This is a genomic window from Colwellia psychrerythraea (assembly GCF_000764225.1).
In the GTDB taxonomy this organism is placed as follows: domain Bacteria; phylum Pseudomonadota; class Gammaproteobacteria; order Enterobacterales; family Alteromonadaceae; genus Colwellia; species Colwellia psychrerythraea_D.
Window position 1 is genome coordinate 284580 of sequence record NZ_JQED01000029.1, and the last position, 25695, is coordinate 310274.

Annotated in this window: 19 protein-coding genes and 1 pseudogene; 13 read left to right on the forward strand and 7 right to left on the reverse strand. The window is 38.0% G+C overall.

Going from position 1 to position 25695, the window contains the following annotated elements; all coding sequences use genetic code 11:
- Positions 1-303: 303 nt before the first annotated feature.
- Both ND2E_RS09485 and ND2E_RS09480 read left to right on the forward strand, forming a co-directional pair.
- On the forward strand, positions 304-1008 hold the full coding sequence (locus ND2E_RS09485) for a VC0807 family protein (protein WP_033094134.1): 705 nt from the start codon (positions 304-306) through the stop codon (positions 1006-1008).
- Between the two features lie 51 nt (positions 1009-1059).
- Positions 1060-2247 (forward strand): endonuclease/exonuclease/phosphatase family protein, encoded by a 1188-nt coding sequence (locus ND2E_RS09480; RefSeq protein ID WP_150113750.1) that lies wholly within the window; start codon positions 1060-1062, stop codon positions 2245-2247.
- Positions 2248-2251: 4 nt separating this feature from the next.
- On the opposite strand, the gene ND2E_RS09475 is transcribed toward ND2E_RS09480, so the two are convergent.
- The 4 genes from ND2E_RS09475 to ND2E_RS09460 form a co-directional block, all read right to left on the reverse strand.
- Positions 2252-3481, reverse strand: a complete 1230-nt coding sequence (locus ND2E_RS09475) for a PQQ-dependent sugar dehydrogenase (protein ID WP_223303617.1) — start codon at positions 3479-3481, stop codon at positions 2252-2254.
- Positions 3482-3650: 169 nt separating this feature from the next.
- On the reverse strand, positions 3651-4142 hold the full coding sequence (locus tag ND2E_RS09470; RefSeq protein WP_033094135.1) for a hypothetical protein: 492 nt from the start codon (positions 4140-4142) through the stop codon (positions 3651-3653).
- Positions 4143-4188: 46 nt separating this feature from the next.
- A complete protein-coding gene (locus ND2E_RS09465) occupies positions 4189-6324 on the reverse strand; it encodes a TonB-dependent receptor plug domain-containing protein (RefSeq protein WP_033094136.1) in 2136 nt (711 codons plus the stop codon).
- A 273-nt stretch (positions 6325-6597) separates the two neighbouring features.
- Positions 6598-8148 carry a DEAD/DEAH box helicase gene (locus tag ND2E_RS09460; RefSeq protein WP_033094137.1) on the reverse strand — a complete coding sequence of 517 codons (1551 nt, stop codon included), beginning with the start codon at positions 8146-8148 and terminating at the stop codon, positions 6598-6600.
- Positions 8149-8904: 756 nt separating this feature from the next.
- On the opposite strand from ND2E_RS09460, the gene xdp1 reads away from it, so the two are divergent.
- From xdp1 to ND2E_RS09420, 8 genes are all read left to right on the forward strand, one after another.
- The gene (xdp1, locus tag ND2E_RS09455) at positions 8905-9696 is read left to right on the forward strand and encodes an exosortase-dependent surface protein XDP1 (protein WP_033094138.1); all 792 of its coding nucleotides are present in this window, start codon (positions 8905-8907) and stop codon (positions 9694-9696) included.
- Between the two features lie 160 nt (positions 9697-9856).
- Positions 9857-12628: an XrtA/PEP-CTERM system TPR-repeat protein PrsT gene (prsT, locus tag ND2E_RS09450; protein ID WP_033094139.1), complete on the forward strand. Its 2772-nt coding sequence runs from the start codon at positions 9857-9859 to the stop codon at positions 12626-12628.
- 721 nt (positions 12629-13349) lie between these two features.
- On the forward strand, positions 13350-14696 hold the full coding sequence (locus ND2E_RS09445; protein WP_052056579.1) for a TolC family protein: 1347 nt from the start codon (positions 13350-13352) through the stop codon (positions 14694-14696).
- Positions 14697-14699: 3 nt separating this feature from the next.
- A complete protein-coding gene (locus ND2E_RS09440) occupies positions 14700-15863 on the forward strand; it encodes an efflux RND transporter periplasmic adaptor subunit (RefSeq protein ID WP_052056581.1) in 1164 nt (387 codons plus the stop codon).
- Positions 15863-19024: an efflux RND transporter permease subunit gene (locus ND2E_RS09435; protein WP_033094140.1), complete on the forward strand. Its 3162-nt coding sequence runs from the start codon at positions 15863-15865 to the stop codon at positions 19022-19024. The genes ND2E_RS09440 and ND2E_RS09435 overlap by 1 nt, the downstream gene beginning before the upstream one ends.
- Positions 19014-19691: a response regulator transcription factor gene (locus ND2E_RS09430; RefSeq protein WP_033094141.1), complete on the forward strand. Its 678-nt coding sequence runs from the start codon at positions 19014-19016 to the stop codon at positions 19689-19691. The genes ND2E_RS09435 and ND2E_RS09430 overlap by 11 nt, the downstream gene beginning before the upstream one ends.
- 15 nt (positions 19692-19706) lie before the next feature.
- On the forward strand, positions 19707-20963 hold the full coding sequence (locus ND2E_RS09425; RefSeq protein ID WP_033094142.1) for a sensor histidine kinase: 1257 nt from the start codon (positions 19707-19709) through the stop codon (positions 20961-20963).
- A gap of 75 nt (positions 20964-21038) precedes the next feature.
- Positions 21039-21575: a cytochrome b gene (locus tag ND2E_RS09420; RefSeq protein ID WP_033094143.1), complete on the forward strand. Its 537-nt coding sequence runs from the start codon at positions 21039-21041 to the stop codon at positions 21573-21575.
- A gap of 117 nt (positions 21576-21692) precedes the next feature.
- Here the strand turns inward: ND2E_RS09420 and ND2E_RS09415 are convergent, their stop codons facing one another.
- A complete protein-coding gene (locus tag ND2E_RS09415) occupies positions 21693-22307 on the reverse strand; it encodes a DUF5610 domain-containing protein (protein WP_033094144.1) in 615 nt (204 codons plus the stop codon).
- A 285-nt stretch (positions 22308-22592) separates the two neighbouring features.
- On the opposite strand from ND2E_RS09415, the gene ND2E_RS09410 reads away from it, so the two are divergent.
- Complete coding sequence (locus tag ND2E_RS09410; protein ID WP_052056582.1) at positions 22593-23663, forward strand: CobW family GTP-binding protein; 1071 nt, start codon at positions 22593-22595, stop codon at positions 23661-23663.
- A gap of 111 nt (positions 23664-23774) precedes the next feature.
- Here ND2E_RS09410 and ND2E_RS09405 read toward each other — a convergent pair whose 3' ends face one another.
- Complete coding sequence (locus tag ND2E_RS09405) at positions 23775-24113, reverse strand: zinc ribbon domain-containing protein YjdM (protein WP_033094145.1); 339 nt, start codon at positions 24111-24113, stop codon at positions 23775-23777.
- 306 nt (positions 24114-24419) lie between these two features.
- On the opposite strand from ND2E_RS09405, the gene ND2E_RS09400 reads away from it, so the two are divergent.
- Positions 24420-24758 carry a GIY-YIG nuclease family protein gene (locus ND2E_RS09400; RefSeq protein WP_033094146.1) on the forward strand — a complete coding sequence of 113 codons (339 nt, stop codon included), beginning with the start codon at positions 24420-24422 and terminating at the stop codon, positions 24756-24758.
- 80 nt (positions 24759-24838) lie between these two features.
- On the opposite strand, the pseudogene ND2E_RS09395 reads toward ND2E_RS09400, so the two are convergent.
- A pseudogene (locus tag ND2E_RS09395) lies at positions 24839-25321 on the reverse strand (glutathione S-transferase C-terminal domain-containing protein); the annotation flags it as partial.
- 149 nt (positions 25322-25470) lie between these two features.
- Between ND2E_RS09395 and ND2E_RS23500 the strand changes: the two are divergent.
- Positions 25471-25596 carry a hypothetical protein gene (locus ND2E_RS23500; protein ID WP_263281883.1) on the forward strand — a complete coding sequence of 42 codons (126 nt, stop codon included), beginning with the start codon at positions 25471-25473 and terminating at the stop codon, positions 25594-25596.
- Positions 25597-25695: the final 99 nt, after the last annotated feature.

Below are 25695 nucleotides of genomic sequence, written 5' to 3' on the forward strand. Positions count from 1 at the left end.
CAACGGTTAATATTGACAACTAACTGTTGAACGTCGACATGCTTTTCATGCCTTCGGGGAAAGATATTTCGGCATTCTCTTCTTTCGCCTGTATAAATATTCTCTTCGATATTACCGATGCATACCTGTTGCGAGTTCAGACTAGCGGAGGCTCTTGCAATTTTCTTCCTGCTTCATCATGTTGCCTTAACTCAAAAAAGGTTTAATACCTGTGGTAAAAATTCCCCCCTTCTTTAGCTTTGAGATCTAATTCCAGATGAAATATACTTACTTATCTCAGTATTTCCTAAGTATGAAGTTATCGTGTCTATTCAAACAAAAGCTAAACGCCCCAATAATACCCTGTTAGAGATTATTTTTAATATTGCTGTTCCGTCGATTATTTTAATGAAATTATCAGGAGATCAATATTTAGGCTCTATGTATGCCCTAGTTTTGGCACTCTTTTTCCCTATCAGTTACGGTTTGTATGACTTTATTAAAAACAAGTCAATGAACTTTATTTCACTACTCGGTTTTTTAAGTACTTTTCTTACTGGTGGCATCGGTTTATTTGAGTTGGACGTTGAATGGTTAGCCATTAAGGAAGCGGCAATCCCTTCTGCCATAGGGCTAGTGGTACTAATATCTGGCTTTTGGGGCAAACCTTTAATTGCCAAATTATTGTTAAACCCTCTTATTTTTAATTTAGACCTCATCTATGAGTCACTTGCGAATAACAACAAAACGGATAAATTCAAAGCTAAAATTCAACGGGCAAATCATCTATTAGCAGCAACATTCGTTTTTTCTGCAACTATGAATTACCTTCTAGCTAAATGGATAGTCGTTAGCCCTGCTGGTACTTCGCAGTTTAATGAGCAACTTGGCGAAATGACGCTATTAAGTTATCCTGTCATTGCCATTCCTTCAACAATCATGTTAATTGCCATCATGTTTTATGTGGTGAGAAGTGTGATGAAATTAACAAATTTAAAATTAGAGCAAATATTAAACGCTGATAAGTAGAGTCCCCTACCTAGCAAAATATTAATGGCTTTAATTAGATAACTTTGCTAAATGATGAGGTACAATTGTCACTCATCATTTAGGCGAGTTAACATCATCAGCTACCACAATAAAAAAGATATAGATCAAGCCCCTTCTTCTGCCCCACTTCATGTGTCGATAGCAAATACAACACTAAAAATTGCCACCTTTAACTTGTTTAATTACCTTGAACCGCCTAATGCTTTTTATGAGTTTGAGCGCATTTATAGTGCCGAACAATGGGCAAAAAAACAAAAGTGGGTGACTAAATATTTACATGAATTTCAGCCTGATATAATTGGATTTCAAGAAGTTTTCAGTGCTGATTCATTAAAAGAATTAGTGGCTGGGCAGGGGTATGCCTATTTTGCAGTAATTGATCAGCCCGATGTCATTGATGACTTTATTTATCGTAGCCCTGTGGTGGCCATTGCCTCTCGCTATCCTATTGTAGAGGTGGCAGCAGTAAAAACAAATACTGAACTTGCGCAAGCACTCGGCTTAGCCAATAACTTTTCTTACAGCCGAAAAGTTATCAGAGCAACAGTCGAACTCCCTCATATGGGCAAATGTGATTGTTATGTGGTGCACTTTAAGTCTAAGCGTCCGATGATTGAAATAGATGAGACAAATAAAAATTGGTCACCAGAAAAAAACATTATTGAAAGCCTAAAAGCAAACGTAGCTGGTGGTTGGGGCTCAACGATACAACGTGGCAGTGAATCAACATTATTAATGATTGATATGATTGAGCGACGCGAAACGACGGGCAATCCTATGGTATTAATGGGCGACTTTAATAATACCCTATCAGATGGTGTTTTGAGTCATTTACTGACCAATACCCTGCGTTTTGTTTCAGGCATTGATCGCGATGCATATCTTGCTAAATATTGTTTAAATGACGCGTGGGATTTATTTCAAACAGCAGTTAATAATGAAAAAAGTGAGGTGAGCGAAGTTGATCTTGAGATTAAAAACCTAAGTAGCCGAGAAGAACAAATAGTGCGTACGCCAACACATTATTTTGGCTCAAGTAGCTCGGTACTGGATTACATTTTATTATCCTGTGAATTTGATGCCAGTTACCATGACAGTCTTTATCAAGTCAGTGCATACCACACCTACGATCGCCACTTAATTAATCCTATTTTTGACCGTGATGGTGAAAGCACCGATCATGGTATTGTTTTAGTGACTTTAACGTTAAGATCTTAACTTGTTAAAGTGACTTGTCAGGGATTAACTTAAAAATTCCCTTACCATCTACCGCAACATATACATAACCATCAGGCCCTTGCTTAATATTTCGTACTCGTGTCAATTCATCTTTAATGACTTCGGCCTTAACCACCTTATTGCCTTCTAAAGTAACCATAACAACCTGACCAAACTTTAATGAACCTATCACTATATTACCTTGCCACTCTGGATATTTTTCACTAGTTATAAAGGCCATGCCAGAAGGTGCAATGGAAGGATCCCAATACCATAACGGCTGTTCCATGCCTTTCTTTTGAGTTAATTCGGTAATTTCAGTACCAGAGTAATTAATACCATAACTAATGACTGGCCAACCATAGTTTTTACCTTTGCCGATTAGATTAATTTCATCACCACCACGGGGACCATGTTCATGGGTCCAAATATCGCCAGTTATTGGGTGTTTAACCATGCCCTGTGGATTACGATGTCCATATGAATAGATAGCTTTTTTAGCTTCATCATTATTAACAAAGGGGTTGTCATCAGGTATACCGCCATCATCGCGCACTCGATAAATCTTGCCTGCATCACGTGTTATATTTTGAGGGTTTTTATCTCTTTGACCTCGATCGCCAATCGAAAAATATAAATCCCCTTCGTTATCAAAAACTAATCGACTACCAAAGTGGTTGCCTTTATTACCATAAGCCTGTGCGACATAAATATCTTCTTGCTCGGTCAGCGCTTTACCTTGGAGTTTTGCTCGCATTATCGCCGTGCTTTTATTGCCATGATGATCAGGCTTGGCATAAGAAAAATATATCCAGCCATTGCTGGCATAGTCTGGATGTACCACTATATCTAGTAGGCCACCTTGACGCCCAACCGCTATCTCTGGCAGACCAGAAATGGTTTCAGCAATAACTTTCCCTTTTTTGAGTCTCTTTAACTCACCGTCTCGCAACGTAATTAATAGATCTCCATTTGGTAACCAAACCATTCCCCAAGGTATACCGGTATCAGCAAGATGTAATTGAGCGGTGATATTTCGCTCAGATTTACTCAGGCTAGTCGGCGCAATATCAACGCTATTTGCACAAAAAGGCACAAGAGCACAACTGGTGGTTATCAGTGAAATTTTTCGGACAAACTTAATATTGCCCTTTATTTTGCTCTTTATATTACGTAATAGTGACATGCTGGTTTTACCAATAGGACGAATTAATATGAAGGGATATTTCATCATAATCAATTTAGCCATAATTTAAAGCAAAACTTGTTACAAGGAGTGTCAACGGATTAACCTGTGCTTTTAATCTGCACAGGTATCTATTGCATTGTTCGTGGACTAAAGTCTTGTTAGCGAATATAGCAGCGAAAGTCCGACAAAAAGCTATTAAATTAATCTATTACGATTAAATGTGGCAAGCTCCCTTGCTGACAATTGACATCGCATTAGCCAATTTTTCTTGGGCAATAAAGCCACGTTTTTTCATTATCAAATCGCCTTGAGCAGTAAAGATTAGTGTTGTTGGCGATGCTTGATAACCACCAACTGCTCTCAAAAACTTGCGATCAGCGATAAATGCGGGAAGATCTTTATGGTAATGCTTTAACTCCTTTTTTAACTGTCTAGCATTGCCCTTAGTGCCAACTAAGGCAATATTCACTGAATGTCGACATTGCTTAAAGGCTATTGATAATGTCTTTCCTTGTTTTTTACACCAACTGCAATTAGGTTGATAGATCATAACAATCGTTGCTAAATCATTATCTTCTCTACTGTTTTCTACTCCGTGGGCGTTTAGTGATTTCAGTGAAAACGGTGTCGCTTGCACCTCACTAAACAAAATAACAGTAGCTAATAATAGTGCTATTACTAAGTAAAATTTATTTAAAAAACACATATCAACTAATCACTATCATGCTAGACATGCCAAAAGATAAAGTAAGCTACAATTTAATTTCTACGCCTGCATACATTTCTCGACCGTGTAGAGCGCCATAAATATAGGCAACATCATAACCCCCTTCTGCGTCATAAAATAATGGCGTATCACCATCATCAATTTGGGTCTGCTCAAATATATTGGACACACCTGCATAAATCTTAGTATGTTCAGTTAGTTGATATTGAACTTTAATGTCTGACATCGAAAAAGACTTACCCACCAATGTTTTTACCGTACTGGCGTCGTTCAGCTTGTTATAACCTTCATAACCATAGTCGCTTAAGTTTTTTTCACCAAACCATACTGTTGACCAAAAAACTTTCAAATTATCTTTCTCATACTGAAGCTCTATGCTGGCACGCTCTTCTACCGGTGCAATGGCATAAGAAGATTTAAAAGCATCATCATAATTGAATTTTTCAAGACCAATATTCACAGTGAAGTTTTCAGTAAGGTTATAACCAAGTGTAATATCAAAAGTGGTAACTGAGGCACTTTCTTCTAATTGAGTCAATAATGGCACACCGTCTGCGGTTTCTTCTAAGCTGGCTAAGTTATCTACACTAGAGTGAGCCAATGATGCTGTGATAGCGACGGTTTCAGTATCGTAACTTAATGAGTAGCTGGCTGATAAGGACTCTTCAAGTGAGTTAATATCAATCTGATAACCTAATTCAGTATCTAAAATACCGTGATCTGTTTCAAAGAATGATAAAGGCGCTCGATAACCACGACCCGTTGAAAAGCGAGAGGTTAATTCGTCGGTATGGAAATAACGTAAATCTAAGCGGGGAGCAATAAAAGTTTCTTCAACCTCAGTACCTACTTTTTCAGGATCAACGAAATCAGCGGTGATTTGGTCGATACGCAAAGCAATAGCAACCTCTAGTACTTCCAGTGGTGTCCAAGTATCTTGAAAGAAAATGCCTGTAGTCTCGTAATCAAACCCATCACTTTGATAAGCTGCAACCGCTTCTAATGCTTCGGTAGAGGAACGCATTTCTTCATGTCGAGTATCAGCACCAAAGGTAATGAAGTGCTTGTCAGATAGTTCCATATCAATTTTGGCTCTTGCATACCACATGGTATCTTCTGCCTGGTAATCTATACCTTCATAAAAAGAGTCTTGTAAATGATTTGCATAACTGACAGCAAACTCTGCGACAGTATAGTCACTGACCTCTGTCAGGTATTTTACATAAGCTTCATCGCGAGAAGTATCAATCCACTCAGTAGTTTCCCATGGCTTACCTAGATATTGCTTTCTAACATCATCATCTTCAAACAAATGCTCAGAGGCTTGTTTATCATAACCCGCAAGTGCTGCACCAATGGAGTCCACTTGCCCACCTAGAATAGGTCCGCCAAAAATTTCAGACTTTACTTTAGAGATACGAATTTGCACATTGCTGCTATCAGAAATATCTTGGGTAATAAAGCTTGTAAAAGAAAAGTTTTCAATAAAAGGCGCTTCACTGACGCCATTATCATCATGATCTTCCTGATCTTGTTTATCATATTGCCCTATAAAGGTCATGCCTGTTTTGCCATCATCAGAAATACCTGTAGCCATAGCTTTCATTGCAGTAAAGTCATGAGAACCTTTAGCAATATCAAAACTCGCAGTATTTTCATAAGCTTCTTTGGTGATGATATTAACAGTACCGCCAATTGCTTCAGGAGCAATCAATGAGGCCCCTGCTCCACGAGCGACTTCAATTCTATCAACCCCCGTAGTCGCAATTGCATCTACGGCATAAAAGCCAGAAATCAAGGTATGAGTAGGTAATCCATCAACTAATATGGTGGTATGTTCACCTTTCATACCATTAAGCATAATGCGCTTAACGCCACACATAGAGCACTCATTTGAGACATTAACACCTGGCTCATTATTAATTGCAGCGGTGAGACTTAAGGCATTTTTATTTTCTATCGTGATTGCATCTAAAACTTCAGTTTGCTGAATGACATCTTTTAGTCGACCCGCTTGATCTAATTTTTGTCTTAAACTTCTAATTTCAATCACTTCAGTATTATCGTCAGCTGCAGCCGCTTCTTCAGCAAAGGCTACGCTCGTTGAAACTAGCGGGTATATTGTCGCGAGGGCAAGGTATAACGGTGAAAATATTCTCATGTAAAGCTCTTTATAGTGGCAGATAAATGTCAAATCAACTTGAACGCTATTGTGAATGATTCGCACTACCACTTACTTGATCGATGTCAAACTTTGTAACAATTAATTACAGCGGTTCATATGTTTAAGTTTGACTATGAGTTTGAGTGAATGGCTATATGAGAAAGGGAATGATCGAGATAATGGCTACCTCATCGGAACGAAAGACCTCTGCTTAATTTACCTTTCACGTAAAGTTAACCAAAGGTCTTCCTGTTATTCAGCTATAGTTTTTTATGATTTGGTTACCACTTCTTTAACAGCCAAATCTTGCATAGCGATTTGGGTTATCAAGTTGCTAACTCTTAGGGGTAAACCTCTAATTGACTGGTTTTGGGCGTGCAAGCCTTCAACTAATGCCGTGCAACTATCAACTAATGAGTCACTGTAAGCAAAACCTATCAAGGCAACTAGTTTGACCATCGCCACTTCATCAAGCATCTTGCTTGTTTCGTCTTGCTGATCATAAACTATATTCACCAACTCAATAGTGCTAACGAGTTTTTCCATTCGTGGATTTAGCCGATGTAACGCCGCAGCTCTGTTGCTCGCAGCTCTATCAACAAGTTCTTTACTTGCCACTAAGCCATCCCGAGGTTTCCTGCGAATGACAGGTGATTTTCTTTTGACAATCTTTCGCTCGATTGAATCATCATAGGTAAACTCACCATCGACAAACTGGCCTATATTAGTCACGCTTAACCGCTCAGCCATTATCGCAGCAGATTTTGAAGTTTTACGGGTAAAGTCTCTATAATCTTCAGCAAAACCATGGGTCGAAATACATTGCGCTAAGTCCAGTATCAGGGCATCAGTTTTACCTTTTGATGCACGTAAACACCTACCAATAATCTGTAAATACAAGCGTAATATCTTGGTTGGTCGTGCTAAAACAACACAATCAGTCGTCGGATCATCAAAGCCAATGGTTAACATAGACATATTAATAATTAGCCTAACTTCGTTTGATTTATACCGACGTATACTTTCATCATTCTCTTCAGAAGAGCGCTGAGAGTGAACACGCTCATGGTCAACACCGAGTAAATCAAAAGCCTCGGACAAGGATTCTACATGGTTGATAGAGTTAGCAAATAGCATAACCTTTCGTCCTTGAGACAATGCATCATCAAGGGTTTGCTGTGCCACTAACGAGCAATGTTCAAGCAAAATAAGATCTAAACCTGAAACACTAAAGTCACCTCGATACATTTTTACGGCGCTATAATCTATCTCTTGAGAAAGGCTGGGTACTTTATAAACAGGCTTAGCCAATTCCCCCAACTCAATTAACTGTCTTGTGGTTGTTTCTTCAATGAGTTCCATCGATTTATCAATATAAACACCTAATCTATCGATGGGTGTTGCGGTAAGCCCTATGATCAAATCAGGAGATAACTCTTCACGCATAGCAATATAAACGCCCCCCATACAGCCAACGTGATATTCATCTCGCAGCAAAACATCACATTGTATGTTTAAGTGCTTTCGCCGACTATATGATTGCTCCATTACCAAGGTAACATCACCGCCAGCAATATACTTATAGCCTGACTTTACGACACTAACTGACAATCCATTGACATTGAGGGTATTCAGTAATTGAGGAACCAGTGCCGCATTACGTAAACTAATGACAACTTTTTTATCGGGCATTGCTTGGCATAATTTAAGTATACAAATACTCTTACCGCCCCCTGTTGGTAAGGCAATAATTGAGTTAACACCTGCATCAATAGCCTTACGAACGCTGTTTATCTGATAATCTTTTTCTAATACCTGCATGCCATACTACTCGGGCTTGTTTTAGTGTTTATCTGGTAAAATCCAGTCAGTGATATGTCTACTTTGCTCATAACATTTTCCCGCTTCAACAAAATTTATAGCTAATAAAATACAAACCTTTTTGAAAGGGGGCATCATTATATACCTAAACTACTGCAAGATGCAGAAATGAGCATGACTAAAGAGCTATTTAACTACAGATCAAGATCGAGATCATAGATAGTTAATTGTTAGGTTTGACTTTTTGCATATTTCTTCCCCAATAAGAAGCCTTATTTTTTATTGCTAAGTCGAGTCAAAACACAAGTGCTAACAGCAAGTTAACTGTATCTTATTACGATTTTATCAACTACTTAACCTTCACTTACCCCCTACTTTGCTCCACTTAAATCACATTTGATTAATTTGAGTTTAACAGTGAAGTTTTATCCGTTATTGCTTTAAGTGATTAGTGATCTTCTTATCAGCACATGTGCAACCTTCGAAGACTTTGCTTATAATAAAGCTGCATAATAAACGGCTTTTAAATATCAGTGGTAAATAGATAGCGCCATAAAGCTCAGAATTATTTTGTAAATATGATACAAACTGAGAGAAATATCATATAATTATTACCAACAATTTTGTCCGTTTTTTTTACACAAAAAAATCCACCTACTAATTACTATTCATAACCAACTGTTATTAAAGTAATTTAAAAAAACGGTACATTTATTGCTTTTTAACTTTATCTTTTAGATCTCACTTGGAGTCATTATGTTGTTAAATATTAAAAAATGGAGTTTAACAGGACTTCTTATTCTTTCTTCCTCAATTGCTTATGCTGATACTACCACGGCAAGTTTTAGTGGTGTTTCTGGCTCATCAAGTAACATAACCAATTTTTCCCTATCTGTTGATGGTGTTAATATTAACGTGTCTGGATGGTCTGACACTAGAAGTCGTTCTAATGATGGCCCAGGGGACGGTACCATTCAGATAGCAAGAGACTTAAACAAGTATAGTAACGGCTGGGGAATAACAAATAGAGATGAAGGTGGCGGTAGTCCAAGTCACTCGGCCAATAATACTGGGAATGATTATGATTTTTTCTTACTGTCATTTTCTGAAGTCGTTTCACTAACCAAAGCCACCTATAGTTGGGTATATGGTAGTACTGGCCAAAACCAAGTTAGCGTTGCTGCTCTGGACCCCAACGATTTTACAGGTAATGGCAGCCTACATAATAAGACTTGGTCAGGTATTAAAACTGATAACACTTTAAGTTCTGATTATGCACAAATGGAGAAGTCAGGAGGTTATTTTACCAATTTTGCAGGCACAAATGTTGACAACGAATTCTCAACTCACTGGTTAATTGGATCACTAAATTCAGTATTTGGTGGTAATAAGGATATGGAAAGAAACGATGGAATGAAACTAGCTAGTGTAAGCTTCGATAAACAAGAGCCTGTTGGACCAGCTTCTATTCCAGAGCCAAGCTCAATTCTTCTATTCTGTTTAGCTATAATGGGATTAACGGCATCAAATCGTCGTAAAATAAAATAGCTCTAAATCTCTCTCTAAAAAAAGATGGCCGTGGCCATCTTTTTTTGTTTATTATTTAACATTATACCAAGTAAATGAATTATATCGCCGACAAACTTTCATTTAATTGTTATATAGTTAGAATTAAAGTCATAAACATTACCTAATTAATTGGACAGACATGCGTTTAATATTCTTATTTTTGTTAATTTTTGCTTCTTTTTCAGTGACCGCTGCTGATGATTACGAACAAGCGCTTTTAGCATTTGAAGAAAACAATACCAAAGAAGCCTATATACACCTAAAAAACTCATTAAAGCATCAACCTGATAATTTACCTGCAAAAATATTAATGGCTAAAGTATTATTAAAGCAAGAGTTGTACTCAGATGGAATTGATACATTTCTAGATGCATTAGATCAAGGTGCAGACATTAACCTAGTGCTTAACGACTTAGGACATGCATTAATGGTTACTGGACAGTATCATCAAGTAATAAACTTGGGGAAAAATCGCTCTTTATCAAAAGAAGGGCAACTTATTTGGTTATTACTTTCAGGTAATGCTTATTCTTCTTTAAACGATAATGCAAGTGCCCGTTCAGCTTTTGAACAAGCATTAGCTATCAATTCAAACGATATACGCGCGCTAAGTGCTTTCGCTTCATTTGAATTAAATCAAAAAAACGTCAATGCTGCTAAAAAGCTTATTGATAATGCCGTAGTACTCTACCCAAACGATAGTCGTGTTTGGAACCTGACAGGTCAGTATTTCGATAAAATTTCCGATCAAGGCAATGCCTTAACCGCTTACGAAAAAGCACACAGTCATAACGCTAATGATCCTATGGTGCAAAGAAAGTTAGCCCATGCTTATACCAATGCAAGTCAATACGATAAAGCCCTTGGCATAATCGAAATGATACTACTTGCAACACCTTCAGATCCCTATGCAATACTCTTAAAAAGTCAGTTATTAGCTTATAGTAATAAAAATGAAGAATCGCAAAATATTTTACGTGATATTAGTGAAAAACTATCACGATTAACTGATGAAGAAAAACATTCCCATATATCGCTTGCTTATATAGCTGGTACTGCAGCTTATTTTCAAGGGGAATTTGAACTCGCTCAACAAGAATTACAATTTTATATACAAGAAAGACCAGAAGATTTATCTGGTATAAGTATACTTACCGATATTTACCTACAACAAGGGCAGACAGAAAATGCCCTCGAATTTTTAGAAGTTAAAACTAGTATTATTTATGCTGATTTACGCTTATCTTTGCTACTTGTTGAGCTTTACTTAAATAATAAAAAACTGTTTAAAGCAGACGGTATAATTTCACAACTTGAAATAACCTATAAAAGCCATCCTCAATTAATCATTGCAAGAGCAAAATGGCTTACAATAAGCTCTCGTTATGATGAAGCTTTAGCCCAACTCGATAGTAATACACCAAAAGATTTTGATGCTGCCTACGCGCTAGCTAAGGGGCTTACCTACCGAAGCCAAGGAAATCTAGTAAAAGCAGTTGAAATGGCTGAACTCTTGTTAGAGAAGGATTCGACAAATAGCGACTCCCTTGCTTTTAGAGGTACGTTATTCTTACAACAAAAACAATGGCAAAGCGCTGTTGATACCTTTGAAAAAATACTAATTAACAAACCAGATGATTTTTCTAGTTTATTTAATATAGCCACAGCAAGTGCTGCAATGCAAAATTATCAAAAATCAAAAGAGATTACGGCTAAACTAATCGTTTTACAGCCAAATCAAGTTCAATTGAAAATACTGATGGCAAAGCTTGAACGTGATACTGGCTCAATAGTTACAGCCATTAAGTTGTTTAAGGAAATAGCTCAGGCAAACAAAACTAATACAGAAGTAATAGAAGCGCTGTTAATGATTTATGCTAATCAAGGCGATTTCAATGCGGCACTAGTTGAGTCAGATAAACTCACTAAGCTAGTATTTTTAAATCCTGCCTATATTAAACAAAAGGCTGAAATATATTTGGCATTGAACAAAATAGTTGATGCCAGAAAACAACTTGGCTTGTTACAAGGAGTAGTCAATTCACCAAGTGAATTATTTCAATTAAGCCAATTACAACTCAAATTAAATGATGTTAGTAATGCCAAAAACTCGATTGATAAGGCATTATCATTAGCACCACAAAGCCTACGTCTACGCCTAGAATTAGTAAAGATAGAAATGACTTTAGGTAATCTAGATTCTGCAGTGACGCAATTAAAAACTATTGAAAAAGATCACAAAAACAATCCTAACGTACTTTTGGTACAAGGTAGTTTACTTATGAAACAAGGCAAAAATTTATTAGCTCAAAAGAAGTTTTATGCCGCCTTATCCATAGATAATCATTTTAGACTCGCGTTAATAAAGTTATATGAACTTACTGAGCAAGGTATAGGAGGAGAAGAGTTCAGTGATCTCGTAGCAAATATATTGAAGAAATATCCTAACAAGCACTTTATGCGAAATTTACTCGCAGATTATTCACTCAATAATCAAGATTTTCATACTGCTAAATTACATTATGAAAAACTTGCTGAGGTCCCTAACTGGCCAAGTAAAGCTTCTGTTTTTAATAATTTGGCCTACATATCAATAAATTCAGATTTAGGAAGTGCAGAAGCCTATGCTAAAAAAGCATTAGCCTTAAATGATTCATCTGCATCTATTTTCGATACTTACGGTTGGATTTTAAGCTTACGTGGCAATCATAACGAAAGTTTAAAAATACTCAGAAAGGCATTTTCAATGAATTCAAACGCTCCTTCAATCCGTTATCACTTGGGCTACACTCTCAATGAGTTGGGACGAACAGGAGAAGCAAAACAAGAGTTAATAAAAGCAACCTCTTCCACTGATACTTTTATTGAGCGAAATGATGCCGTTAATTTATTACAGCAACTATCGGAATAAAATTTATTGATATTTTTCTCTGTATAAAGTCACAAAATTTTGTCTCGGCATTTCCTGCAAGGAACTGCCTCTGATGCTCCACAACATTGTCGATAACGGGCATCTTTATGCCCCCCAGCGGCGATAAAGAGCAGGAAAACTGGAGAGTTAATTGCTCAATAAATTTGCTCTTCAGTTAACTATTGAAAGGACCATTACACGCCATTTCTGTGAAGTTTGCTCTTTAGAAACCCAATTGCACCTGCTCAGTGAAAGCAAAAATCAGCCATTTGGTGTTTACAGTCAAAACCAGCGTTATATATTAATCGAAATCGTCCAGAAAAATGCTATTTTTCACCATCTGGACAGTTTGCTATTGCTTAGCTAGCCACTTTGTTCCCCTACTATCACTATGTTTCCAAGTTTATGCATCTAACCTTATTGTTGAGTGAAAGTAAGAGAGCTCAAGACTTTTGACATATCAGTACTTGTTACTGACAAAATACTAATGAAGCTGAACTCGGCTTAACAAATGTTTATCTAGCAGCTATTTTTCCTAACTTCTGCGTTAAATTTACCTGTAATAGACCAGCTATTGACGCGAACTTTGCCTTGAATTAAGAAAAACTATCAAGCCAGAAAACAATAAAAATGAATGTTAGCGATTAAGGCAATTTCTTAACCTTCACTTAACCCCTGCTTTGTTACATTTAAATCACATTTGACTAATTTGAGTTTAACAGTGAAGTTTTATCCGTTATTTCTTTCAGTGATTAGTGCTCTTCTCATAAGCGCATGTTCAACTTTTGAAGACGTTACTTATGACACACAAGCCAATAATCAGCTAACTAATCTAGCCAATACCAAGATAGATTTTAGCAATGAACCAGCAGCTATGCCGCTGACTGACCTTTTATCAATCAAAGAAGTTGATGCACTTATTGAGAATGCATTAACGAATAACCCAAGTTTGCAGCAAACGTTGCTTACCTTAAAAAAGGCTCGAGAAAAAGTCACTGTATCATCATCAGCCCAATGGCCAAGCATGTCTGCAGGGGTTAATGCCAGTAATTCGGAAAACAATTCAGCATCTTACAGCGGTAGCCTAGATGTTGCCTGGACTGCAGACATTTGGCAGCAACTCGCCAATGCAAATCAAGCCCAAGAAGCTGATTTTTCTGCCAGTGTTTACGCCTATCAAGGCGCTAAGGATTTATTGGTAGCCAAAGTTATGCAAGCCTACCTCAACTTGGTTAGGCTCACTCAATTAACGAATATTGAAGATAAGCGTGTTACAACGTATAAAAAAAATGGCAAGGTTATCATCGATCGTTACCGTAAAGGTTTGATCTTATTAAACGAGCTAGATACGGCGAAATCGACTACGCGAAGTAGCCAAGCCAATTTGGTTGATTATCAAAACCAATACCAAGAAGCATTGAGAAACCTTTCGTTACTCACCGGTGTAGCTAAAAATCAATTAAGTTATCAAGCAAGCTTTCCAGAGGTTGTTATTCCTGTAAATGAGATCGACGCGAGCAGTATTGGACGTCGCCCCGACCTACAGCAGGCTTATCAAAATATACTCTCAAGCCAATACCTGCATAAGGTTGCTTATAAAGCATTATTACCCAGCTTAACCCTATCTGGTTCAATCAATAGTAATGACAATAACTTACATGATGCTTTATTCGGCAGTAGTGCATGGCAACTACTTGGTCAGATATCAGCGCCAATTTTCAATGCTGGCAAACTAAACAGTGAAGCCGAGATAGCCAAGCTTTCGGCTGAACAAAGTTATTGGGCATTCCAAGAAGAACTGTTATCTGCGGTCAATGAAGTTGATAACGCGATTGCACAAGATGATGCAATATCCAAGCGCTTAAACTTAACAAAGTTAGCATTAGAGAGTGCGCTACGCAGTGAAGTCACTTATACCTCAAGATATCGCCAAGGCACAGTATCCTTACTCGATTTATTACAAATTCAACAACAAACATTTTCCCTACAAGCACAAGTAACACAGCTGACCTATGAGCAATTAAATAATCGTATTACGTTAGGTCTTGCGCTGGGGTTAGGACTATAACGCATGTCAATTATCAATAAAAAATCCCTTGCCACCATTGCTGACGTAACGTGTATCGGCTTAGCAATCATGATTAATAGTACGTTGTCAGCAAATCAACAACAAACACCACCACCACAAGTTATGCCGCAATATCCCGTCGTTTCTGTGTCTGAAGTTTTACCCGTATCCCATCAGGCATCTGTTACAGCCTATGGTGAAGTCAAATCGAGAAATCAACTGGCATTAACCTCTCAGGTCAGCGGCCAAATAACCTACCTATCAGCAAAATTCCACACCGGAAAAACCTTTAAACAAGGAGAGCTATTAGCTGAAATCGAACCCATTGTTTATCAACAAGCCCTAGCCAATGCACAAGCAAGTTTAGCTGATGCCCAATTAGCACTGGCTCAAGAAGAGCTAAACAGTAATCAAGCAGCACAAGAATGGCAACAGTCGGGCTTAGCAAATGAACAAGCTTCAGATCTTGTATTACGAAAACCACAACTCGTTGCCGCTAACGCTAAATATACTATGGCGAAAAAGGAAGTTGAGAAAGCACGATACGACTTAGCACAAACTAAACTAATTGCCCCATTTGACGCCTTGATTGTTTCCAAAAAAGTGCACGTTGGTAGCAATGTGCAAGCAGGTACAAGCTTAGCAGATCTTTATGACGTTTCACTTTTTGAAGTGTCATTGCCTTTATCTGCTCAGCAATGGCAGCTATTGCCCAAAGCGAATAATACTGTTGAGCCGTTTGCCAATATAGAGGTACAGCTAGCAGACGAAACAAGCCATGAACAATGGCTCGCTGAAGTTGATCGTTACGAACGACACCTTGATACGAAAAGTCGTCAACGTTCACTTGTCGCTGTGGTTAAACACCCCATTGCACTCGCCAACCCCTTATTTCCTGGGTCATTTGTCAAAGCGACTATAAAAGGCCAAAAAATAGAACAATTATGGAAATTACCAGCCTCAGCTTTAATTGATAACAACACAGTTTGGCAAGTAAATGATGAAGACTTATTGGTTCAGCTTCCTATCAAGGTGATATTTTCAGAAAACAATGCTGTATATATACAGCCGATAGAGCCGTTACAGCAGGCTAAAATAGTTAATCGTCCATTATCGAGCTATTTAGTTAATATGAAAGTTGCTGCTAAAACTGAGGAGTTATTGTAATGACTCCTGCTCACCAACAACGCGGGATAATTGCCTGGTTTGCTGATAACACTGTTGCGGCTAACTTGTTAATGTTATCAATAATATTTCTTGGCTTAATGTCATTTGATCAGTTACGTAAAGAGGCATTCCCCCCTTGGGCAACTGATTCTATCAGTATTTCTATGACCTATGACAGCGGCGATGCCCGGCTTTCTGAAGAAGGCATTGCAATTAAAATTGAAGAAGCATTGGCAACAGTACAAGGCATTAAACGGGTAACTTCAACATCAAATGCTGGCGGTAGTCGCGTGACTGTTGAAGCGCTATCAAGTTATGACCTAGATATTCTATTACGCGATGTTAAAGCAAAAGTGGATGCAATCTATAATTTTCCAGCGGCAGCTGAGAAACCTGTAATTGAAAAGTTAACCTCACTTGAACATGCTTATTCCATCAAAATATTTGGCGAAAGTGATCGTAGCGGACTACAAGCTATCGCAGAGCGATTAAAAGTAGATTTACTTGCGCAGCCTTCGATATCCAATGTGGTGATAAACGGTAAAGCAGAGCCCATGATGTCCATCGAACTCGATGAACAAAAGTTGCAAGCATATAATTTATCCTTCTCTGACGTAGCAGATGTAGTGAACAATGAATCGGCAACGGCTATTTCCACCAGTTTACGTAATGCCGATAAAGTGGTACGTCTAAAAGTTGCTGAACAAGCCTATCAACAACAAGAATTTGCTAACATCCCATTACTTACACTAGATGATGGCAGTCAAGTTCGATTGGGGGACGTCGCAACAATAAAAGATGATTTTGCTGATGATATTTTTGTCATCGGTCGTTATAACGGTCAACCTGGCATTGGTGTCGAAATCAAAGTAGATGACAATGGTGACGTGTTAAAAATTGTTGAACAGGCAAATAATATTGTCAGCAAATGGCAAAAAAGCGCGTTATTACCACAAGAAGTTGTTATGGAAACTTGGAATGATGGGGGTACGCTTATTCGTGATCGACTAGCCTTATTGGTCAAAAATGCTTTATCTGGTATAGCATTAGTTTTCATCGTATTAGCCATCTTTTTAAATCTTCGTGTTGCCTTTTGGGTAACTGCGGGCTTACCGTTTATTTTTTGCGGCACTTTATTTTTTATGACCGATAGTTTCACCGGCATGACAATTAATGAAATGACCACCTTCGGTTTTATTCTTGCGCTCGGTATTGTTGTTGATGATGCCGTTGTCGTGGGAGAAAGTATTTATACCACACGCAAGGAGCAAGGTGATTCATTAAAGAATACCATTATTGGCACACAAAAAGTCGCGGTACCTACTATTTTTGGTGTGTTGACAACCGTTGCAACTTTTATCGCACTCGCGAATGTAGAAGGCGGCATGGGTCAAGTTTATTCTCAGTTTGCTGTGGTCGTCACTATTTGTTTACTGTTGTCATTAGTTGAATCAAAACTCATATTACCATCGCATTTAGCGCATTTAGATACCCATCGTAAAGCCAAATCAGGTTGGAAAAATATTTGGCCTCGTATTCAAGAAGGCGCTGATAAAAACCTGCAAAAATTTAGTGAAAAAGTTTATCAACCTGCCATAACTTGGGCGGTAAATTACCGTTATGGCGTTTTCTTTGGTTTCATCGCCATTTTCATTTTAGTTATCGGTATGCCAACTAATGGCGGCGTGCGTGTTGCATTTTTTCCTGATATTCCAGGCAGTGTTATTGAAGCGAATATGACCATGCAAAATGATGCTAGTTTTGGTCAAACGAATAAAAACTTAAGCCTAATAGAACAAACGGCTAGACAGTCTGATCAGCAATTAATGGCGGATTATGGCCAACGAGGTAGTGCTATTGATACTATTGAAGTGATTGGCGATAGTGACTTATCAGGCTCCATTGTTGTTGAGTTAGATGAATCAGCCCCTTATGGTTTAAATGAGTTTGCCCGTATTTGGAAACTAAAATCACAGACACCTGAAGGTGTGCGAAAACTGGATATTCGTTCTGGTTTCGGTGGTGGTGATAACTTTAAAGTTGAGTTAAAAGCATGGAATACCGAAACCATACGTGCTGCTGGTCAGGAAATTAAAGCGGCTATATCGCAAGTATCAGGGGTTAGTGGTGTTGATGATAATTTTGACTCAGGCCAAGCACAGTTACGCTTTGCCTTAAATGAGCAAGGGCTGGCTCTAGGTCTAACAACTCAGGGGCTTTCTCGACAAGTTTTACAAGCTTTTGGTGGTGAAATAGTGCAACGTTATCAACGTGGTAAGGATGAAGTTAAAGTAAGAATTCGTTACCCAGAAAGTGAACGTCAAACTATAGATGATGTGATGAAAGCAAACGTAAGGTTAAATGACGGCCAAGCAGTGCCACTCGCCTTAGTGGCAAATGTGAGCACAGAGTATCAACAAAATGACATTACCCGTATTTCTGGTCTACCGGCAGTTTATGTTAGTGCACGGGTTGATAAAGAGGTGATCTCCTCAAATGAACTGGTTGTTGAATTACAAAAATCATTAATACCCAGTTTAGAAAACCGTTATCCCGATTTGGCGATTCATTTTGCCGGCGAAGCAGAAGAACAAGCAGAAACGACAAATTCAATGAGCCGTTTATTTATGATGGCCATGGCTGCGATATATATTTTACTGGCAATTCCACTGCGCTCCTACGTACAACCTGTCATTATTATGATGGCAATTCCATTTGGTTTGGTTGGTGCTATCTTAGGTCATTGGTTGAACGACATGGTACTGAGTATCTTATCGTTTAATGGAATAGTAGCGCTGAGCGGCGTAGTGGTGAATGATAGCTTATTATTAGTATCGCGTTTTAATCACCTGAAACAACAAAAAGAAAAAGTAACTGATGCCATTATTGAAGCCTGCACTGGTAGGTTACGTGCGGTATTGTTAACATCGATTACAACATACGCTGGACTAATGCCGCTATTAAGTGAAACATCGGCACAGGCACAATTCATTATTCCTGCGGCGGCATCACTGGGCTATGGCATTTTATTCGCAACCTTTATTACTTTATTGTTAGTGCCATCATTGCTAATGATGCATCAAGATGCGATAAACTTATTTGGTCAGTTAAAAAGTAAAATTCTCAATGATCGAAAAAAGGAGTTAATCCATGACCATTAGTGTATTACTGGTTGAAGATGATATAGACCTTGCTGCGACAGTAGTTGATTATTTGGAAATTGAAGGTATAAGCTGCGATCATGCTGCTAATGGAGTGCAAGGTCTGTCATTAATAGACAATAATGACTACCACGTAATTTTACTTGATATTAATTTGCCTCGGTTAGATGGTTTATCTGTTTGTCAAAAAGTACGAGCTAGCAGTGATGACACCCCTATATTGATGCTGACGGCGCGTGACTCATTAAAAGATAAAGTAGCAGGTTTTGATGCCGGTACGGATGATTATTTAGTTAAACCTTTTGAAATAGAGGAATTATTAGTACGCATTATTGCCTTATCAAAACGTCGCAGCGGTCAAGCGACCAGTTTAAATGTTGGTAATTTGGCCTTGCAGTTAAAAGCGCGTACAGCGACCTATGCAGGCGAGTCGCTAAAGTTAACGCCAATTACTTTTAAACTGTTAGAAAAATTAATGCGAGAAGCGACCAAACCAGTTACTAGAAATAAACTGATGTTAGCCGTTTGGGGAGAGGACCAGCCCGATAGTAATAGTTTAAAGGTGCATATCCATCACTTGCGAAAGCAGCTTGATAAAGTCAACGCCAATTTATCCATTGATACAGAAGCCGGTTTTGGTTTTGTTCTACGAAAGAAGTCACCTTAAAAAAGAGCATCATAGATGAGTATTCGAACCTATATTTTTGCCTTGTTAACCAGTTTAGTCTTGTTCATTGCGGTTATCTTATCATATCAAAGTGCCCGCCTGTTCATTGGATCATTTGATATGGTCATTGAAGATACTATGTTAAAAATTGCTGAACAGTATCCAGAGCAAGATAAAATAGAACAAAAAATACTCGAATATCATGTCACCACTGACTGGCAGAAAGTACCACAACAGGTACGCGATTATTTTCCGGTAATCCCAATAGAAACAGAAAAACTTCATACTAAATTTGTCGATTGGGCCTATATCGCACCACCACAGAAAATATATTCCATATTGGTATTAAATAGAGATGATGGACAAGTATTTGTTTCTAAATTTAATGAAAACATTCATCAAGAAATGGAAGAAGACCACGACGGTGAGTTTTTCATTGACCCTATGGTGATGATTGTACTGGTGGGGCTATCTGGCATAGCCATTTTCATCATAGTATTGCTTTACGTCTTTAAGAAAGTTGCCTTGCCGATGGAATCGTTGCAACAATGGGCAAAGCAACTGAAATTGACTGAGCTTAACAATGAACGTCCAGACTTTAGGTTTAAAGAACTTAATGGATTAGCAACACTAATACACAATAACCTTGCCTCTGTCGCTGACTCAGTAGAGCGTGAACAAGCCTTCTTAAGTTATGCTAGCCACGAATTACGAACTCCTATTGCTGTCATGAGGAGCAACTCTGCCTTACTGGAAAAGGTGAACCCTTCGCCGTCTGAAAAAGAACGTGTTATTCGAGATCGAATTCAACGCGCAAGTTTAACCATGAAGTCTATGACAGAAACCCTACTCTGGCTCAGCCGAGAAGGAGATGCCGATGTGCCTATCGACAATGTGCACCTAGGAAAAGTAATAGAAAATACACAAGCTGAGTTGACGTATTTACTTGCAGGAAAGTCAGTTTCAGTAAGTGTTGACATCGATGACATAGAAGTTTCTTTAGCTGAAATCCCCGCTGTTATTGTGCTCAGTAACCTGATCCGTAACGCTTTTCAACATACCCAGCAAGGTACTGTGACGATAAAACAACAAGGACATAAAGTGACCATAGTCAATGTTGAATCTAATCAAGATGCCATAGACAATAATCATGAGGAGTTAGGGTTTGGTTTAGGTATGCAATTGGTTGAAAAGCTTAGCAATCAATTTGGTTGGCAATATGAAATCACTCAAGATAGTAAAGGATATCAAGTTTCTATTATTTTTAGCTGATACCTAAAACAATTTAACCTCACCTTAACCCTAGCATTGTTACCATGATTTCAAATTAGAAATCTAGGATAAATCATGCAACTATCAACTCGAACAAAAATTTTACACATCACTATTGCTTTCACTATGATATTTTTATTGATTATAGGGATTTATATGTCCGAAACAGAGACTTTTTCCTTATACCCTCTACATAAATCAATCGGTGTCATCGTTTTTCTTTTTACCGCGTTTAGAGTCCTGACTAGGATCAGAGAAGGTTGGCCTAAAGTTATTGGTAATGCTTCGAAAATACAATTAGCCATGGCTAAAATAGTGCACTGGGGCTTGATTACATTGACAGTATTATACCCAGTTTCAGGCATGATGATGTCTGGAGGTGGCGGTCATGGAATTACTGTTTTTGGCCTAGAATTACTTGCGTCGAACCATGATGACATTTCGGGTAAAACTATAGCACTAAATGAGACAATATCGTCAATTGGTCATAATCTGCATGAAACATTAGTTCCCGTTTTGATTTTATTAATAGTCATTCATGTTGCAGGAGCGCTCAAACATCATTTTTTCGACAAAGATAAAACGATAACAAGAATGTTTTCATTTAAGTAAGTTCATTGCTTGGCTAAAGAGGTAACGTAAGAAAAATCGCCGCTAATTAATACTACCTAATCTGCACTTATCAATTAACGGAAATACCCTAGCTAACTTCCACGAAGTTACCTAGGGTCATTCTTCTGCCTGATTAAAGGAATCAACAAAGGACTGTAACCCTACTTTCACCAATTCATGGGTATTGACAATATTGTTGGCAATATCCCCTTCTAATACTTTTAAATTACCTAGTATATCTTTGGCTTCGCTAAAACCTTGCTCAATACCACCACCAATAATATCCATAAAACTCGTTAACGACTCTTCTGCATCCATTTCAGGGTGTTGAGCTTGATAAGCCCCCAAGAATTGAGTGCTAAACGAAACAATACGCTCAGCCGTTGCTTCCGGACTAAAATCAATGCCTGACTCATAAGCATCTTCAACGTTACTTTCAACCCCATCTTCTTTGAGCGCTTCGTTTATTCCCTGCAAGGCGGTTCTTAACAACAGTGACAGTGGTTGATCACCGACTGTGTTACTGAATTTCAATGTCGACTCAATAATTGCGGCGTTAAGTTGTTTTTTATTACTGACCGCAATAGATTGCTGCACTTCGCCTACTTTCTTCTCGTGTGCAAGAGCCGATATATTTTGGCCTATGGGCCCATTTTCTTTTTTATCCTGTACTTTTGCTAATGATCGAACATCTTGGCTAAAGGTAGCATTCGATTTAATTGCTGAGTTCATAAATTTTATCTCTCTTAATCAACGAATAAACATATATAGAATTATCGGCATGGCACAGTATAACTTAAGTGTCTTAGCCAAAATCAAAAGGCAGTGAATAGTGTTATTGACAATCAATCGAGTACTAGCCAAAACGGCTACCCAACTCATAGCGATATTAGCAGCGTCCTCATCAATACTAGAATAAGATATAATAAACTTATGCTAGTATTTAAATCCAATGTCCCAGACAATTCACCCGACTATTTTCCGCATAAACCTTTGCCTTAAACCGAGTAAGAGTCAATGTTCTCCCAGATATCATCAATTATTTCAGCCATACCCACGACCCTCATTACTGGTTTTTTAGGGGTCGGCAAAACGACCGCAATACTGCAATTACTTGCCAATAAACCTAAGAATGAAAACTGGGCAGTTCTTGTCAATGAGTTTGGCGAAATAGGCATAGATTCAGCACTACTCGCTGCTAATCCTAGTGAAAAAAGCGTATTCATTCGGGAAGTCCCCGGAGGCTGCATGTGCTGTGCTTCTGGTCTACCTATGCAGGTAGCATTAAATCAACTTATTACGAAAGCGAAACCTGACAGACTCATTATTGAACCAACAGGTTTAGGTCACCCAAAAGAAGTAGTAGAAGTGCTAACGAAGGGAAAGTTTCAACAAGTTATATCACTGCAATCAATTTTCTGTTTAGTTGATGCTAGAAACCTTATCGATAAACGCTATACAGAGCATCCATCCTTTATACAGCAACTCAACGTAGCAGACACTATCTTAGCAGCAAAAGCAGATACCTATTCAGCTCAAGATGAAGAGAACTTATCATCTTTTATTAGCCAAAATAAACTAGCAGATAAACCATTACACCTAATGTATCAGGGGAAAATTGATCCCGCTTGGCTAACGAAACGACCTAAAGACATAATAGCGAGCAACACGACTATTGGTGTTGCAACTCCTTCTTCACAAGAAAGTTCACATCAAATTGAAGTCATTGCGAAAAAAGCTAGTGAACAAAAACAAGCGCTACAAACAAAACTATCGAATGAAGGATTTATTGAGCGGCATAATCATGGTGAAGGTTATTTTAGTAAAGGGTGGATTTTTTCGGACAAATATATTTTTAATTATAAACAATTATTCGACTTAATCACTTCATTAACGGTTTCGCGTGCAAAAGGTGTGGTACTTACCGAGCAAGGAAGTTACACCTTTAATAAAACAGGATGTGAATTTAGCTGCAATCAAGTCTCAAAGGTAAAAACTAGCCGAGTTGAATTGATTGATAGAGATGAAAAGGTTTTAAATAATATAACGAGTATCCAATTATTAATGCTAACGAAGGACAACCCATAATTTCACTATTAAGCCGATGATATGAAACGGTATTTAATATAAGTACTGCTTCACCATAAAAGAGTAAACAGTTAGCAGTTTTATTGTAAACTCTTATTATGTGTTGCTTAGTTAAGCCCTTTTCACAAACTTTGCAGTAACCATCATTTCACCTGCTCCATCGACTTTGCAGTCCAGTTGATGATCTTTACCTTCGACTATTCTCCTAATAACCGCTTTTGTACCAACTTTAAGTACTTGAGAGCTACTTTTGATTTTAAGGTCCTTAATCATGGTGACCTTGTCACCTTCATTTAACAAAGTTCCATTGAAGTCCTTAACCGTAAAGGCTTCTTCTTCATCAAGCAGCTCTGATGGATTCCATTCATGGGCACATTCAGGACAGATCAGCAGGCTTTGATCTTGGTAAATAAAATTAGAATTACATTTGGGGCATGGTGGAAGTGACATAAATTATTACTTTATCGATTTTATTTTACTCATATTGTAAAGGCTGTTTCTTATATAATCGAGTATTATAATAGTAATCCCTTTACCATTGTATGAATATTAATAAATAGAATACTCCTCTCTTAACTCCCACTTTTCTCCTCTTCATTGATCCGAATCAACTCCATCGTAAAATAGTGATGCAAGCGAGACAAAACAAGAGAAGATCAATATTTCTGATCCGTACACACGTTACAGTATCTCCTTGAATAACAGAAGTAATGACGAATAAGATGCCACTTTGTATTCGTTGATGAGAGCTTACTTATGAGTATAGAGAATTCACAACAAAGCGTAACCGTAGACCAGATTTCTTTTGGTAATGTCTACATAATGACCCATTCAATTTTCTCAAATGTGATTAAAATTGGCTGCACTCCGAATGACACACAGGCGTATGCAAAATCACTTTCTGCGAAAGGTCCCGGTGATTATCAGGTATATTTTTCTTTGCCTTGTAATAATCCCTGTCAGATTAAAAAACAGCTAAGAAAGCATTTTGAAGCGGAACAATACGTGAATGAGTTTTACGAAGTTGCGCCAGAAAAAGCAAAAAGTATTTTAAAAAGAGAATTAATGAAAATACCGGTATTGAACAACTATTAACTTGCACAATATTTCACAACACAGGCACAATTAAGCCCTGTGCTGTGAATTTCTATTTTCCCTGTCATGCAGTATTTACGCTAAACAGACAGAGCTTCACGTCCATGAGGGCTGTGAAAGTCAATTTCAGGTCCAAGAGGTATTACCCGTGTTGGATTAATTGTTTCGTGACTACCGTAGTAATGTGCCTTGATATAGTCCATCGCCACGGTTTCTTCAATAGCAGGGACTTGATACAAATCTCGTAAATACCCCCAAATATTCGGGTAGTCGACAATGCGACGTAAATTACATTTAAAGTGCCCAACATAAACAGCATCAAAGCGAACTAACGTCGTAAATAAGCGCCAATCAGCCTCAGTAATGTTATTACCCGTTAAATAACGACGCTCTTCTAGGCGTTCTTCCAGGGTATCTAGCGCAGCAAAAACGTCAGTAACCGCTTCTTCATAAGCCTCTTGAGTGGTAGCAAAACCCGCACGGTAAACACCATTATTAATCGTTGGGTAAATAAATTCATTGAGTTCATCTATTTCGGCTAACAGCGCTGGTGGTGAAAAGTCACCTGGCAAAGCACCAACGTCATCAAAAAGCCATTACTTTTTATCAACCAAGAAGCACGCATTTATGGCGGTACATTAACTAAAGGTACAATAATAGAGCATGACATAACACATCAAGCTTATATTTAGCTTCTGAAGGTATGTTCAAAGTGGCAGACAACTCAGAATTTATAACAATGAACAAAGGAAATGGTGCTGAAGTCAGTCAATCAAATTCAATAACATTAAGAGCAGCGACTGATTGTGAGATTAGTATTATCGACACTATAGAGTAAACAATAGCGTTCTGTTAATAACAGACAAACTACCTTACAAACAGTGCTAAGTTTATTTACACCATGTGGCAACAAACGCTGAAATAGCAGCCGAACTAA